General features: G+C 72.4%; 15 protein-coding genes. 7 read left to right on the forward strand and 8 right to left on the reverse strand.

The window, feature by feature from the left end; genetic code table 11:
- Positions 1–293: FAD binding domain-containing protein (locus ACFQ7Q_RS07375; RefSeq protein WP_383550928.1), on the reverse strand; the 293-nt coding region annotated here is incomplete at its 3' end.
- Positions 294–661: 368 nt separating this feature from the next.
- Between ACFQ7Q_RS07375 and ACFQ7Q_RS07380 the strand changes: the two genes are divergently transcribed.
- From ACFQ7Q_RS07380 to ACFQ7Q_RS07395, 4 genes are all read left to right on the forward strand, one after another.
- Positions 662–1498, forward strand: a complete 837-nt coding sequence (locus tag ACFQ7Q_RS07380) for a PucR family transcriptional regulator ligand-binding domain-containing protein (RefSeq protein ID WP_383550930.1) — start codon at positions 662–664, stop codon at positions 1496–1498.
- Entirely contained in the window at positions 1489–2319 is an 831-nt protein-coding gene (locus tag ACFQ7Q_RS07385; RefSeq protein ID WP_383550932.1) for a PucR family transcriptional regulator, read from the forward strand. Before ACFQ7Q_RS07380 ends, ACFQ7Q_RS07385 begins: the two co-directional genes overlap by 10 nt.
- Positions 2320–2401: 82 nt before the next feature.
- Positions 2402–2950 (forward strand): isochorismatase family protein, encoded by a 549-nt coding sequence (locus ACFQ7Q_RS07390; RefSeq protein ID WP_383550934.1) that lies wholly within the window; start codon positions 2402–2404, stop codon positions 2948–2950.
- 80 nt (positions 2951–3030) lie between these two features.
- Positions 3031–3654, forward strand: a complete 624-nt coding sequence (locus ACFQ7Q_RS07395; protein ID WP_383550936.1) for a class I SAM-dependent methyltransferase — start codon at positions 3031–3033, stop codon at positions 3652–3654.
- Here ACFQ7Q_RS07395 and ACFQ7Q_RS07400 read toward each other — a convergent pair.
- Positions 3651–5348 (reverse strand): hypothetical protein, encoded by a 1698-nt coding sequence (locus tag ACFQ7Q_RS07400; protein WP_383550938.1) that lies wholly within the window; start codon positions 5346–5348, stop codon positions 3651–3653. The genes ACFQ7Q_RS07395 and ACFQ7Q_RS07400 overlap by 4 nt on opposite strands.
- Before the next feature lie 275 nt (positions 5349–5623).
- Here ACFQ7Q_RS07400 and ACFQ7Q_RS07405 point away from each other — a divergent pair, with 275 nt between their 5' ends.
- The 3 genes from ACFQ7Q_RS07405 to ACFQ7Q_RS07415 all read left to right on the forward strand — a co-directional run bounded on the left by ACFQ7Q_RS07405 (position 5624) and on the right by ACFQ7Q_RS07415 (position 8521).
- On the forward strand, positions 5624–6490 hold the full coding sequence (locus tag ACFQ7Q_RS07405; protein ID WP_383550940.1) for an N-acetylmuramoyl-L-alanine amidase: 867 nt from the start codon (positions 5624–5626) through the stop codon (positions 6488–6490).
- Positions 6491–6580: 90 nt separating this feature from the next.
- Positions 6581–7411 carry a DUF5336 domain-containing protein gene (locus ACFQ7Q_RS07410; protein WP_383550942.1) on the forward strand — a complete coding sequence of 277 codons (831 nt, stop codon included), beginning with the start codon at positions 6581–6583 and terminating at the stop codon, positions 7409–7411.
- A 99-nt stretch (positions 7412–7510) separates the two neighbouring features.
- Positions 7511–8521 carry an LLM class F420-dependent oxidoreductase gene (locus ACFQ7Q_RS07415; RefSeq protein ID WP_383550944.1) on the forward strand — a complete coding sequence of 337 codons (1011 nt, stop codon included), beginning with the start codon at positions 7511–7513 and terminating at the stop codon, positions 8519–8521.
- A 47-nt stretch (positions 8522–8568) separates the two neighbouring features.
- Here ACFQ7Q_RS07415 and ACFQ7Q_RS07420 read toward each other — a convergent pair whose 3' ends face one another.
- The 6 genes from ACFQ7Q_RS07420 to ACFQ7Q_RS07445 form a co-directional block, all read right to left on the reverse strand.
- Positions 8569–9111, reverse strand: coding sequence for a hypothetical protein (locus tag ACFQ7Q_RS07420; RefSeq protein WP_383550946.1), 543 nt, complete (start codon positions 9109–9111; stop codon positions 8569–8571).
- 253 nt (positions 9112–9364) lie between these two features.
- Positions 9365–10576 (reverse strand): MFS transporter, encoded by a 1212-nt coding sequence (locus tag ACFQ7Q_RS07425; RefSeq protein ID WP_383550948.1) that lies wholly within the window; start codon positions 10574–10576, stop codon positions 9365–9367.
- 92 nt (positions 10577–10668) lie between these two features.
- Positions 10669–11151: an RrF2 family transcriptional regulator gene (locus tag ACFQ7Q_RS07430; protein ID WP_383550950.1), complete on the reverse strand. Its 483-nt coding sequence runs from the start codon at positions 11149–11151 to the stop codon at positions 10669–10671.
- A gap of 132 nt (positions 11152–11283) precedes the next feature.
- Complete coding sequence (locus ACFQ7Q_RS07435; RefSeq protein ID WP_383550952.1) at positions 11284–12360, reverse strand: prenyltransferase; 1077 nt, start codon at positions 12358–12360, stop codon at positions 11284–11286.
- A complete protein-coding gene (locus ACFQ7Q_RS07440; protein WP_383550954.1) occupies positions 12357–13106 on the reverse strand; it encodes a class I SAM-dependent methyltransferase in 750 nt (249 codons plus the stop codon). The genes ACFQ7Q_RS07435 and ACFQ7Q_RS07440 overlap by 4 nt, the downstream gene beginning before the upstream one ends.
- 61 nt (positions 13107–13167) lie before the next feature.
- Complete coding sequence (locus tag ACFQ7Q_RS07445; protein ID WP_383550956.1) at positions 13168–14511, reverse strand: glycosyltransferase family 4 protein; 1344 nt, start codon at positions 14509–14511, stop codon at positions 13168–13170.

Raw genomic sequence — 14511 nt, forward strand, 5'->3', positions numbered from 1 at the left:
ATCTGCGGAGAGGCCACGGTGTGCGAGGCCAGCGCGAGACCCGGCAACTCGGCCCGCAGGCTCTCCATGATCTCGGTGTACGGAACGGACGCGCCCAGCTGGACGGTCTCCTCGCCGACGTGCCATTCCCGGAGTTCGGCGATGCGGTTCAGATCAAGGAGGTGACCGGGGCGCCGATGGTCGAAGTTGATCTCGACCATCACATCGGTGCCACCCGCGATCGGTACGGCAGTGGGGTGCTCGGCCTTGGCGGCGAGCGCCTCCTCCCAGCCGGCGGGGCGAAGGAAGTCCATGGATGGCGCTCTCCTCTTCGTGTCGGGTCGTTCATGGCGAGTGGTCTGTGGCGCGTGGTTCGTGGCGCGTGGTTCGTGGCGGGTCGTCCGTGGCGCGTGGTTCGTGGTGAGTCGCCCGTGGCGGGTCGTTCGTGAGGCGAGCGCCCCGGGGCCCGAAGCCCTCGATCGACTCGTTCACGCGCTGTCGGCCGGACCCGTAGAAGTAGACCGAGCGATCAAGCGGACGCGGCAGTCACCGATCCCCCAGAACCGGCTTCCGCATCGCCTGTGGACCACCGTGCTTTCCCACCGCGGCACGCCTTTGACCTGGGCGGACTCATGTCATGGAGAGTGAAGTGGCCACGTGAGGGCGTGAGAGGGTGGCGATCATGCGGATACGCGAACTCCTGGACGAACTGGGGCTGTTCCTGCTCGTGGACCAGGACGCCGGCGACAGCGCTCTCGATCGAGAGGTACGCGCCGTCCTGACCACCGACCTGGCCGACCCCGGTCGCTTCCTCGCCGGAGGCGAACTCGTCCTCACCGGGCTCGCCTGGTGGCGGGAGGACGGAGACGCCGAGTCGTTCGTGCGCATCCTCGACCGCGCGGGCGTCACGGTCCTCGCCGCCGGAGAAGCCGAACACGGGCTCGTCCCCGACGACCTCGTGCATGCCTGCCGACGCCACGGCCTCCCACTCGTCGCCGTGAAACCGGACATCTCATTCAGCTCGATCACCGAGCACGTCCTGCGTCGTCTGCAACCCCGGCACGTCGGCGGCCTCGCCGCCGTGGTCGAACGCCATCGACGGCTCCTCACCGGGCAAGGCGGCCCGGAAGCCGTACTGGAGCTCCTGCAGCACAGCCTCGGCCTCGACGCGCACGTCCTGTCCCCGACCGGGCGCCAGATCGCCGGGGCCCACCCACCGCTCCGCGCCAGGACGGCGGTGGCGCTGGCCGGGAGGTACCTCGCCGCGCGCCGGTCGGGCGAGGCGGCTCCCCACGGGGTCACGATCGGGGATCGGCACTACTCGCTCGTGCCGGTACGCGGCACCACGGACGCGTCGACGCCGTCCGCCGCGACGGAGGAGGCGGACGAGCTGGGCGACTGGCTTCTCGTCGTGGCGGCCGACACGTCGGACCGGCCCGCGGCGGACGGGGAACTCCTCGGCCGGTCGAACTGGCCGTCGACGCGCGATCCGCGCACGAGCGGACGAAGGTGGCGCTGAACGACCTGGCCCGGCAACTCCTCGACCTGCTGCACAGTCGCGTCCCACCCGCCGAGATCCCCGTCCGGCTGAGCAGCACCGCGCAGGCCGTCGTCAGCCGGAAGGACACCTGGCAGCGCTGCCAGTTCGTGGTCGCCGAGGGAGAGTGGCGCGGGACCGGCCCCATACCCGCCTCGGCCCTGCGCGTCCTGCTGGAGGAGGCCCTGATCCAGCAGGACGGCCCCGTGCCGGTCTCGCCGCAGGACATCGCCGCCACCGTCGACCACGATCGGGCCGTGCTCTTCGTCCTGGTGCCCGAGCCCGCGGAGGGACACCCCGAACCGGCCCTCGACCACGTCGCCCTGCAGCAGAGGATCGCCGCGGTACTCACGCGCTGGCTCGGCCCCACGGGCAGTGTCTCCATCGGTGTCAGCTCTCCGGTGGGAGCGCCCGAGCACGCACGCCGAGCGCTCGACACGGCCCGCACCGCGCTGCGGATCGCCCAGGACCACCCGGACCGAGTGGCCGTGCGCGGCCCTGACGACCTCACCTCGCACATCCTGACGCTGCTGCCACTCATCCCGGCCGAGACCCGGCGAGCCTTCTCCTCCCGTCTGCTCGGCCCCCTGCGTGATCACGACAGCCGCCACCGGACCGACCTGCTGCCCACGCTGGAGAAGTTCCTCGAGTGCGACGCGTCCTGGACCACCTGCGCCGCCCAACTCCGTCTGCACGTCAACTCGTTGCGCCATCGCATCGCCCGCATCGAGCAGATCACCGGCCGGGACCTGGCCAGACTGGAGACCCGACTGGACTTCCTCGCGGCCCTCAAGGCCGGCTGAGTCGCCGGCCGGTGCCCGCCCGCCTCCCGCCGGACGAGCCGCACCCCTTCGGACGGGCCGCCCGGGCCGCTACCGTTGCCGTATGCCGAACGCCACCGCGCTTCTCGTCATCGACATGCAGAACGCCCTGATGGCCATCGCCCACCGCCCCGCCGAGACCGTCGCCGCCATCGCGGGCCTCCGGGCCCGGGCCAGGGCAGCCGGGGCGCCGATCGTGACCGTCCAGCACCAGGACGACACCGAACTGCCGGCCGGTACCGAAGGATGGCGGATCGTCGCCGGCCTCGAACCCGGTCCCGACGAGACCGTCCTCCCGAAGAACAGCGCCGACAGCTTCCTCGACACCGGCCTCGACGCGGCCCTGCGGGAGCTGGGCGTCACCGAGGTCGTCGTCACCGGCTTCGCCACCGAGATGTGCGTCGACACGACGGCCCGGCAGGCGCTGAGCCACCGCTACGACCTGGTGCTCGTCGAGGACGGCCACACCACGTCCCTGCGCCCCGACGGCGGCGGCCCCTTCGTCCCGGCCGACCAGTCGATCGCCCACCACAACGAGATCTTCCGCAACATCCGCTTCGCCGGCCGCCGCACCCGCGTCCTGCGCGCGGCCGAGGTGGACTTCACCGCCTGACGGGAAGCGGGTGTGGTCCGTATGCGAGGCGTAGGGCACCATGGCTGCCCGTACGTGCGTACCGACCAGTAGGAGCATCCATGCCCGCGCCCGAGATCCTCGCCGCCTTCGAGGCCGCCAAGGGCTTCATGCCCCTCGACGAGGGGCGCGCGCTGCACGCGGCCGCCACCGAGGCCGCGAAGCTGGGGCTGCCGCTGCTCGAGGTCGGCACGTACTGCGGGCGCTCCACCATCCTGCTCGCGGACGTGGCCCGGGAGGCCGGGACCCTCGCGGTGACCGTGGACCACCACCGGGGCAGCGAGGAGCAGCAGCCGGGGTGGGAGTACCACGACCCGACCGTCGTGGACCCCGAGGTCGGCCTGATGGACACCCTGCCGACCTTCCGCCGGACGCTGCGCAAGGCAGGTCTGGAGGAGCACGTCATCGCGGTCGTCGGGCGGTCCCCCCAGGTGGCGAAGGTGTGGACCGGCGAGCTGGGGTTCGTCTTCATCGACGGCGGGCACACAGACGAGCACGCGACGGCGGACTACGAGGGGTGGGCACCGAAGGTCGCCGAGGGCGGCCTCCTCGTCATCCACGACGTCTTCCCGAACCCGGAGGACGGCGGCCAGGCGCCGTACCGCATCTACCTCCGGGCCCTGGAGTCCGGCGACTTCGAGGAGGTCTCGGTGACCGACTCCCTGCGTGTCCTGAGGCGCCGCTAGAAGCCGTATCCCGAGGTCACGTACAGGCAGTTCGTGTAGCTGTAGCCCGGTTCGACCTTGGCCGTGCTCGCCTTGTCCGCCGCGGACCCGGTGCCCGTCGCCGTGGACCGCTTCTGGAGGAAGTGGTAGGTGCCGGCGGGCAGCAGGAGCGTCGCCTTCGGGTACTTCGACGACGGTCCCGAACACGCCTTGGTCTTGGGCGGGTCGAGGGCGAGGCTGCCGGGATAGGCCGTGCAGGTGGCGCATGCCTTCAGGGTGACCCGGCCCGTGATCGGTCCGGTGTAGAGGAGTTCGACCTCTCCCGGGCCGTCGTTGCTGACGACCATGACCATCCTGGAGCCGCCGGGAGCCGCGGCCGGGGGCAGCTGCTTCCCGGCCGCCGGGGTCTCGCCCGCGATCTCGGCCGCGATGGCGATGCTCCGCGCGTGCCCGGCCTGCGGGCTGCTCGGGTGGTCCTTGGCGTACTGCGTCATCGTCTCGACGGCCCGCGTGTACTCCTTGTCCTTGAACTGGTCGACCCCGCAGGCGAAATCGCCCTTCTGCACCGCCTCTCCGTGCTGCCGCGAGACCGCGGCGAAGCTCGCCTTGGGCAGCAGGTCGACCGTGGTGCCGTAGCGTCGCAGTTCGGTCACTCCGGTGCACGGGTCGTCGGAGCCCGAGATCGCGGCGGAGCGGGTCCTGATGCCCTCCGCGACCTTGGGCTCGACCTGCCGCGCGTACGAGGACTCGGGGAAGGTCGACAGGAGCGCGTTCAGGTGCTCACCGGCCGCCGTCTCGACCCCCGCGACGCCGAGTCCGCCGATGCCGCACTCGTACCAGGAGTGGGCGAGCGGGTCGTCCGCCTTGCCGATCAGCCCGTCGAGCAGTCCGCGGTCCACCGCCTGCGGCAGCGCGCGCAGATGCTCGAGGGCCGGGACGGCCTCGCAGTACTTCTTCTGCTCGTACGGCGCGGACACCGACCGGTAGTACTCCCCGAGCCGGTCGGGGACGAGCCGGCCCGCCCGCGAGCCGGCGTGCTTGGTGCCGAGGTCCTGATAGACGGCGAGCGCCTTGCGGTAGGTGTGCTCGGCTCCGCCGAAGCTCTGGCCCGCCACGGACTTCACCTGGGTGTCGGCGGCGGCGAGGCGCTCCAGGAGCGACTGCTCCACGGCCTCGTCGCGCGCCACGCCGTAGGCGACCGAGCCGCCCACCGGCACGACGAGCAGGACGAGCGCCAGGGCAAGCGGGAGCGCGAGGCGCCGGGGCGCGGCGCCCGATCCGGCGCCGAGGGCGAGCGGGGCGCGCAGCCCGCGCCGCGCGCCGTCGGCGGCCGCGGCCAGCAGGAACACGCCGTATCCGGCGAGGAGGCCGGCGGGGACGCCGTCCACGTCGGCGGGCAGTGCGACAAGGAGCAGGACGGCCGTGGCGACCCAGCAGACGGCGGCGGGGACCCACTGCTTGAGCAGTGCGTACCCGAGCCCCAGGCAGGACAGATTGAGCAGCCCGGCCAGGACGGCCTGCGCCGGGTTCGATTCGGGCGGCGGCGCGGGCGGTCCGGTGTCCTGCACCGGCGCCCCGTAGGGCTGCGGCGGCATTCCGGGCGGCTGCGCGGGCGGCGGCGGTAACGCCGACCACGGCTCCTGTCCGGCCCCGGCGGGCGTGCCCGAGGAACCGGGCGTCCCCGGCGCCCCGTACGCCCAAGGCGTCTCCGACACCCCGGGCCTCGTCGGCTCCCCCGGAGGTCCCGGCCGGGTCGGCTCCGCGGGCCCGGCCGGCAACGTCGGCTCCCCCGGCCCTCCCGGCCAGGTCGGCTCCCCCGGCTCCCCCGACGGACGTGCGTCGTTCGGCTCTTCCCCCACCACAGTGCCCCCCGTGGTCCGTGCGCGATGCCCCTCACCACGCACTCGCCTTCCTCATACCCGCCACAGTCCCTTCACAGTCGCCCCGCGTCGGCGGACTGTCCGGCGGCGCCTCCCATTAGAGTCGCAAGGTGCCGTACGACCACCGGAAGATCCCCACTCGCGCGAGCGCCCTCGCCGGCGCCCTCGCCGCCTGCGCCGTGCTCGCCGGCTGCGGTGGGGCCTCGCAGCCCCCCAAGGCCGCCAACGCGAAGGCGACGAGCTCCCCCACGCCCGCTCCCACCGCCACCCCCGAGCCCACGCGGGACAAGCCCCGGGCCGCCCGCCTGCTCTCCGGGCGTACGGTGGTCATCGACCCCGGCCACAATCCCGACAATGTCCAGCACTCCCGGGAAATCAACCAAAAGGTTGATATCGGCACAACCCGCAAGGAATGCGACACCACCGGCACCTCCACGAACGCCGGATACACAGAAGCCGCGTTCACCCTCGATGTTTCACATCGACTGCGCGATCTCCTCAAGGCCCAGGGCGCGAAGGTCGTCCTCACCCATGACGCCGAGCGCCCCTACGGCCCCTGCATCGACGAGCGCGCCCGGATCGGCAACGCGGCCCGCGCCGACGCCGTCGTCTCGGTGCATGCCGACGGCTCCGGCACCGGCAACCGCGGATTCCATGTGATCCTGCCCGCACGCGTCGCCTCCGGCGCCGCAAACACCTCGAAGATCGTCGGCCCCTCCCGTACGCTCGGCGAGGCGATCGCCCGCCACTTCGCTCTCGCGACCGGCACCGCGCCCGCCAACTACCTCGGTTCCGGCAGCGGGTTGGACGTGCGCAAGGATCTCGGGGGACTCAATCTCTCAACCGTTCCCAAGGTCTTCGTCGAATGCGGCAATATGCGTGATCCGAAGGATGCCGCACTCCTCACCGATGCGGCGTGGCGGCAGAAAGCGGCGCAGGGGATCGCGGACGGCATCGGGACCTACCTCAAGGGGTAGAACCCGCGGGCGATAGATTCGCTCCGTACGATGGGGCCGCCCCCGTGCTTCGCGCCACCCCGACGAGACGACCCGACGAAGGACTCTTACGTGAATATCCGCTCCCTCACTCGAGGCGATGGCGTGCTGATCGGTGCAGCGGTGGTGCTGTTCATCGCCTCGTTCCTCAGCACCAGCAGCTGCGAGGGCAGCTTCTGTGCGAACGTCGACTCCCCGAACTCCTGGGAGTTCTCCCCGCTCGGCTGGGGCGCCTTCCTTCTCGGCATCGCGGGCGCCGCCCTGGTCGTCCTCTCCCGCGCGCTGCCGCAGCCGCGCAAGGTCGTCGGTCTCGAGCTGGGCCAGGTCGGTGTCGCGTTCACCGTGGCCACCGCCTGGAACCTGCTGATGTGGATCTTCGAGTCGGAGAACGCCGGCGCGGGCCTCATCCTCGGCCTGATCGCCTCGCTGGTCCTGGCCGGCGCCGCTGTCGCCGCGCCGCTGGTCCCGGCCCTGAAGGCACCGCTGGTCGGCGCCCCGCGTCCGCAGACTCCGCAGCCGTACGGCGTCCAGCCGGGCCAGCCCGGCCAGCCGGGCGTTCCCGGTGGCTACGGCTACCCGGGCGCCCAGCAGCAGCCGTTCGGCGCGCAGCCGCAGCCGTACCCCGGCCAGCAGCAGCCCGACCCGCAGGCCGCCGCCCCGGCCGCCCCGCAGCCGACGCAGGCGCAGGCGCAGCAGCCCGCGGGCGACTTCGCACCGTTCTGGTTCGCGGTCCCGGTGGCCCGCCCGCTGTACGCGGAGGACGGCTCGCCGACCCCGATCGCGGAACTGGCCCCCGGCACCTGGTACCTGGCCGTCGAGCAGCGCGGCCCGGGCCTGATCGCCCAGACCCAGGACGGCCGTCGCGGCGTCCTCCAGGACACCACCGGCATCCAGCGCGGCTGAGCGTTCCACCCCAGCGGCCCCTCGCCCTTCCGGGCGGGGGGCCGTTGTCGTACAGTCCCCGAGAAGTGATCTGACGGATCGTCAGGAAGGCATCGCGCCATGCGTCTCGGACTCGCCCTCGGTTACTGGGGACGCGGCCCCTCGCCCGCGCACCTCGAACTCGCCCGGGAGGCCGAGCGGCTCGGGTACGACTCCGTGTGGACCGCCGAGGCGTGGGGGTCCGACGCGTTCACCGCGCTGACCTGGATCGCCGCGCACACCTCGCGCATCGGGCTCGGGACCGCCGTGGCGCAGATGGCCGCCCGGACGCCCACCGCCACCGCGATGCACGCGCTCACGCTCGACCATCTCTCCGGCGGCCGGATGATGCTCGGGCTCGGGCTCTCCGGGCCGCAGGTCGTCGAGGGGTGGTACGGGCGGCCGTTCCCGCGCAGTCCGCTGACGGCGACCCGCGAGTACGTGGAGGTGATCCGCCAGGTGCTGCGGCGCGAGGGCCCCGTCGCGCTCGACGGGCGCTTCCACTCCCATCCGTACACCGGGGCGGACGGCACCGGGCTCGGGAAGCCCCTCAAGCCGATCACCCACCCCCTCCGGGCGGATCTGCCGGTGCTGCTCGGCGCCGAAGGGCCCAAGAACATCGCCCAGACGCTCCGGATCGCCGACGGCTGGCTTCCGCTCTACTGGTCACCGACCCGCTACGCGGAGGTCTACGCCCTCCCCGACCGGCTGCCGGAGTCCTTCCTCGTCGCCCCCATGGTCCGCGCCCAGCTCTGTGACGACCCGGCCGAGGGGCTGTTGCCGGTCAAGGCGATGCTCGGCTTCTACATCGGCGGCATGGGGCACACGGCCCGGAACTTCCACGCCGATCTGATGGCGCGGATGGGGTACGAGTCCGAGGCCCGGCACATCCAGGACCTGTTCGCCGCCGGGCGGCGCGAGGAGGCCGTGCTCGCCGTGCCGGACGCCTTCGCGGACGAGATCTCGCTCGTCGGGCCCAGGGAACGGATCGCCGAACGCCTGGAGGCATGGCGGAAGGGGCCGGTCACCCATCTGCTGGTCACAGCCCCGGACCTCGCCACGCTGAGGCTGCTCGCGGAGCTCAACTCGTAGTCCGCGGCACCCCTTTCAGCCTCCCGGGCCCGCAGCCGCCGAGGCGGTCAACCGCCCAGCTGGGACGTGCTGGGCACCTGGTCGGTCACCACGGCGCCCGCGCTCCTCCCGGCGTCCTTCACGTCGTTGATGACGTCCTCGAACGCCCCGACGTCCGCCTCGCTCGCCTCGCCCTTACGGAGCTTGGTACCGAGGTCCTTCAGCTTGTCGATGCCCGCCGTCAGCGGCGCGACCGCCTTCGAGAGCAGCTCGTCGCCCTTCGCGTTGTTCACCGCAGCCTTGAGCCTGTTGTACGCGAACGCTCCGGCGAGACCCGCCTTGACCAGCGCGAACTTCTGACCCTCGGCGCCCTTCTTGAACTTGCCCTCGCGGTACGGCTTGACGATCCATTGGTACGTCGCGCCGGCCGCCAGGCCCGCGTTGGCGACGAACCGGGTCTTGGCGAGCCGCTGCTGCTCGACCGTGCCCGACGGCGACGCGCCGCCGCCCGCGCTCTCGTCGTCGCCGCCGCAGGCCGCGGTCGTCAGGAGCAGCGCGCAGGACAGGACGAACGCCACGACCCCGCGGCGTATCGGAACGGGACTGGGCACGACGTGACCTCCCTCGGAGCTTCGGCCTCAGCCTCGCGTCGGCCCCACCGCTCCGCCACCCGGGCGACTCCGTCCGGGCGAAGGAACCCGTTCCGGGGCCCGGCCCGGTGGCGAGATCACCCCTCGGCCTCCGTAGAGCCGGACGGCGTCCGCGATGGCCGTGACCAGGTTGGTGACGCCGGGCCGTCGGGCGCGGGGTCTAACGCGGGTTCCGGTGCCGGGCCGGTTGCGACGGTCATCGTTGTGGCCCCCTTCACGGGCGCTTCATGAGCAGGGCGCCGGCGCGGAGCCAGACGAGCGAGGCGAGGGCGAGGATCCCGCCGGCCAGAAAGACCAGCCAGACGCCGGTGGGCAGGGCGAGTCCGCCGATGACCGTGCCGAGGCCGATGCCGAGGTAGATGCCGGAGGAGTTGAGCGACACCACGAGGGCCGCCTCCTGCGGCGCGGCGGAGATCAGGCGGTGCTGCTGCGGGGGTGTCTGGCACCAGCTGCTCGCCCCCCAGGCCAGGGCGAGCACCCCGACCAGGACGGGGAGCTGCGCCGAGGCTCCGGCGAGCCAGGCCAGGATGCCGAAGGTGGCGGCCATGACGACATAGCCGACGGTGAGCACACGGACGGAGCCGACCCGGTCGGTGGCCTGTCCGGCGACGAAGTTGCCGACGACGGCGCCCACTCCGTACAGGAAGAGCATCAGCACCACGCCGGACTGCGGCACACCGACGGCCTTCAGAGTGGGCACGCTGTAGGCGTACGCGGTGTAGCAGGCGGCCATGCCGAGGACGGTCAGCGGCAGCACGCCGATCACTCCGGGCCTGCGCAGGACGGCGAGCCGCGTGGCGAGCGGGACCCGGGCGCCGCCGGGCAGGTGCGGCATGACGAGCAGGACGCCGAGTGCGCAGATCAGGCCGAGTGCGGCGACGGCACCGAGCGCGACGCGCCAACTCGTCGACTGCGAGGCGGCGTTGCCGAGCGGGACGCCGAGCGCCGTGGCGATGGTCAGGCCGCCGATCACGACCGCGAGGGCGCGGGCGCGCAGTTCGGGGCGGACCAGGGCGGCGCTGACGGCACCGGCGTTGGGTGTGTACGCGGCGGCACCGGCTGCCGCGAGGACCCGGCTGATCAGCAGCGTGGGGTAGTCCTGGGCGAGCGCGGAGAGCAGGTTGGCCAGGGCGAGGACGACCAGTGCCGAGACGAGCAGGGTGCGTCGCGGGATGCGCGCGGTGAGGGTGGCGAGGACGGGCGAGAGGACCGCGTAGGCCGCGGCGAAGAGGGTGACGGACTGGCCCGCCGCGGACGTGGAGACGTCCAGCGAGTGGGCCATGGAGGGCAGGAAGCCGGCCACGACGAAGGCGTCGGTGCCGACGGCGAAGGTGCCGAGCGCGAGGACGAAGGTGGGGCCGAGTCCTCGACTCCCCGCCTCCTGGTCCGTCGGGTTCCGCCGTTCCTTATTCAGGATAGGTTTCATCTCGAATCTCCCGCTGGGAGGGTCAGGTCAAGGTCGGGGGCGAGTCGGAGCGAGGGCGGCCTGAAGAGCCCGCGCCGGAAGTGCTCGCGTCCTCAGGTGGAGATGCGGTCGTAACTCCTGCGGATCCTGCGCGGCGTTGCGGCCGGGGCGGATGCCATCAGATCGGCAAGGGTCTGGCCGGCGAGTTCGCGTCGCCATGCCATCTCGGCCCGGCGCATCACGGTGGCGATGCCGCACGGTTGCAGGGACTCGGATGCGGGGATCTCCGCACCGCTCGCCCCCCGCTGCCTCAACTCCGTGCAGCGGAAGAGTTCGTCACGGCCCTCCAGGGCCGAGACGATGTCCATGACTGTGATGGCTTCGGGGGCCTTCGCCAGGCGCACGCCCCCACGGGGTCCGGAGGTGGAGGTCAGAATCCCCGCCCGGACCAGGCGTTGCAAGCACTTGTTGAGGTACGAGGGCGACAGGTCGAACACCGCCGCCAGCTTCGCCGACGGCGCCGGCTGCTTCTCGTCGAGCCAGGCCAGTGTCAGGCAGCAGTGCAGGCCCCACTCGACGACTTCACCCGTACGCATAATCCTGGAGTCTAACTATCCAGGTTTGGGTGCGCCAGAACAGCGGACCGATGTGTCACGTTACGAGGCGCAGGCGCGGGCCCGGCCCGCGGACCGGGCCGGCCACGCTGACCGGCCGCCCGGAGCCGACGACTACCGGCAGCAGTCGGGCTCCAGGCCCGTCGGCAGCCGCTCCCCGCCGAAGACCGCCACCGTCGCCTCGTCGCCGCCGAGCGCCGCCACGGCGAGCAGCAGGGAGCCGGCGGTCCAGGTCGTGAGCTCCTCCGGCCACACGGCCTTGTCGCCCTCGAAGACGTACCCCGTCCAGTACATGCCGCCCTCGGCGCGCAGATGCTGGATGGACTGGAGGATCTCCAGGGCCCGGTCGGACTCCCCCATCGCCCAGAGGGTGAGGGCCAGTTCGCAGCTCTCGCCGCCGGTCACCCACGGGTTGGGCAGCACGCACCGCACCCCGAGCCCGGGGACCACGAACTCGTCCCAGCGCGCGTCGATTCGGGCCTGCGCGGCGGCGCCCGTCACCGCACCGCCGAGGACCGGGTAGTACCAGTCCATCGAGTAGCGGGACTTGTCGAGGAAGCGCTCGGGGTGGTTGCGGATCGCGTGGCCGAGCGCGCCGGCGGCGAGCTCCCAGTCGGGCTGGGGCTCCTCGCGGGCCTCGGCGATGGCGAGCGCGCAGCGCAGCGCGTGGTGGATGGAGGAACTCCCGGTGAGGAGCGCGTCGTTCACCGGCGTGCCGTCCTCCTCGCGCTTCCAGCCGATCTGCCCGCCGGGCTGCTGGAGGGCGAGGACGAACTCGACGGCGGCGTAGACGACCGGCCACATCCGGTCGAGGAAGGCGTCGTCGCCGGTGGCGAGGTGGTGGTGCCAGACGCCGACGGCGACGTAGGCGACGAAGTTGGTCTCGCGGCCCCGGTCGGTGACGTCCGCGTGGTCGCCGTCCTGGTAGGCCGCATGCCAGGAGCCGTCGGCGTTCTGGTGGCGGGCCAGCCACTCGTAGGCACGGGCGGCGGCGGCGTGCTCGCCGGCGGTGTCCAGGGCCATGGCGGCCTCGGTGTGGTCCCACGGGTCGAGGTGGTGGCCCCGGAACCACGGGATCGCGCCGTCCTCGCGCTGGACGGCGAGTATCCCGGCGACGGTCTCGGCGGCCTGATCGGCGGTGAGGACCCCGGGCAGGAGCAGGTGCTCCGCGATCTGTTCGGGAGAGGTCACTTGGCGTCCGCCGTGCGCGTGGCGTCCACGGGCAGGTGCGGCTTGGTCGCGTACGCCACGAAGCTCTTGCCGACGACCGGGTTGAGCAGCTGCTCGGCGACCCGGGTGAGGGCGGGCTTCTTCATGATGTCCCAGACCAGGAGCTTGTGGTACGCCCGCACCGGCAGCGCCTTGTCGTTGTCCACGCCGAAGGCGCACTTCAGCCACCAGTACGGCGAGTGCAGCGCGTGCGCGTGGTGGGTGCCGTACGGCTTGAGGCCGGCCTGGCGCATCTTGGCCAGGAGCTCGTCCGCCTTGTAGATGCGGATGTGGCCGCCCTCGACCTCGTGGTACTCGTCGGAGAGCGCCCAGCAGATCTTCTCGGGGCCGTAACGCGGGACGGTCACGGCGATCCGGCCGCCGGGCTTGAGCACCCGGACCATCTCGGCGAGGACGCCCTTGTCGTCCGGGATGTGCTCCATGACCTCGGAGATGATCACGACGTCGAACGACTCGTCGGGGAACGGCAGGTTCAGCGCGTCGCCCTCCATCGCGGTGGCGGTCGCGCCGGCCGGGGCCTCGCCGGCCTCCTTCATCGCCGCGAACCACTTGGCGACCTCGCGGATCTCCTCGCCGTTCTGGTCGAGGGCCACGACCTGGGCGCCGCGCCGGTAGCACTCGAAGGCGTGCCGGCCCGCTCCGCAGCCCAGGTCGAGCACGCGGTCGCCGGGGGCGAGCGGGAAGCGGGTGAAGTCGACGGTCAGCACGGGGTCTGCCCTTCCGGAGGGGTGGCGGTGCGGGGGTGGGGGCGGTGGAGGCGATGCGCGGTCACCGAACGGCTCCGGCGCGGGCGGCGCTCCCTCGTGAGGCGATCGCTTCACGGTAGAGGTCCGCGGTGCCCTGGGCGGCGCGCGCCCAGGTGAAGTTGGCGAGAACCCGTGCCCGCCCGGCGGCCCCCAGGCGCGTGCGGAGTTCCGCGTCGCCCAGCACCCGGCCGAGCGCGGCCGCCAGGGCGCCCGCGTCGCCGGGCGGCACGGCCAGGCAGGTCTCGCCGTCGCGACCGGCGACCTCGGGGATCGCACCACCGGTGGTGGCGACGAGCGGGGTCCCGGTGGCCATGGCCTCGGCGGCCGGCAGCGAGAACCCCTCGTACAGCGAGGGCACGCAGGAGACCTGGGCGGAGCGCACGAGGTCGACGAGCTCGGCGTCCGAGATCCCCTTGACGAACTCGACGGCGTCCTCGAGTCCGTACCGTTCGATGGCCTGCGCGACCGGCCCGTCCTCGGCGCGCCTGCCGACGACGACGAGGTGGGCGGCGGGGTTCTCGGTGCGGAGCTTGGCGAGGGCCTCGACGAGGTGGATGAGGCCCTTGAGCGGGACGTCGGCGCTGGAGGTGGTGACGATGCGGCCGGGGATCTCGGCCACGGACGGGTCGGGGGACCACAGGTCGGTGTCGGCGCCGATGTGGACGACGCGGATGCGGTCGTCGCGCACGCCGAGGTGCTCGACGATCTCCTGCCGGGAGGTGCCGGAGACGGTCAGCACGGACGGCATCCGGCGGGCGACCCGCTTCTGCATCCGGGTGAAGGCGTACCAGCGGCGGACCGAGACGCGGCGCTTCCAGTCGGCGGCGGCGTCGAGTTCGAGCTGCCGGTCGACGGTGATGGGGTGGTGGATCGTCGTGACGAGCGGGGCGCCGAGAGCCCTGGGGCCGCCGAGGAGCCCGTACCCGAGCGTCTGGTTGTCGTGGACGACGTCGAAGTCCCCGCGCCGGGCGGCGAGCATCCGCCGGGCGCGCAGGGAGAAGGTGAGGGGCTCGGGGAAGCCGCCGGTCCACATGGTGGCGACCTCGAGGGCGTCGATCCAGTCGCGGTACTCGTCCCGCTTCGGTGTGCGGAAGGGGTCCGGCGAGCGGTAGAGGTCGAGGCTGGCGATCTCGGTGAGCGGGACACCCTCGTCGAGGGTGGGGTACGGCTGCGAGCCGATGACCTCGACGTGGTGTCCGAGGCGGGCGAGCTCACGGGAGAGATGCCGGACGTAGACGCCCTGGCCGCCGCAGAACGGATTCCCCTTGTACGTGAGGAGAGCGATCCGCAACGGACCGTCACCGTCGGTGGGAGCATCTGGGGCGGTGCCCCGGCGGGGGCCTGCTTCTATGGCCTCAGCGGTCAC

This window comes from Streptomyces sp. NPDC056527 (genome assembly GCF_042794475.1).
Classification (GTDB): domain Bacteria; phylum Actinomycetota; class Actinomycetes; order Streptomycetales; family Streptomycetaceae; genus Streptomyces.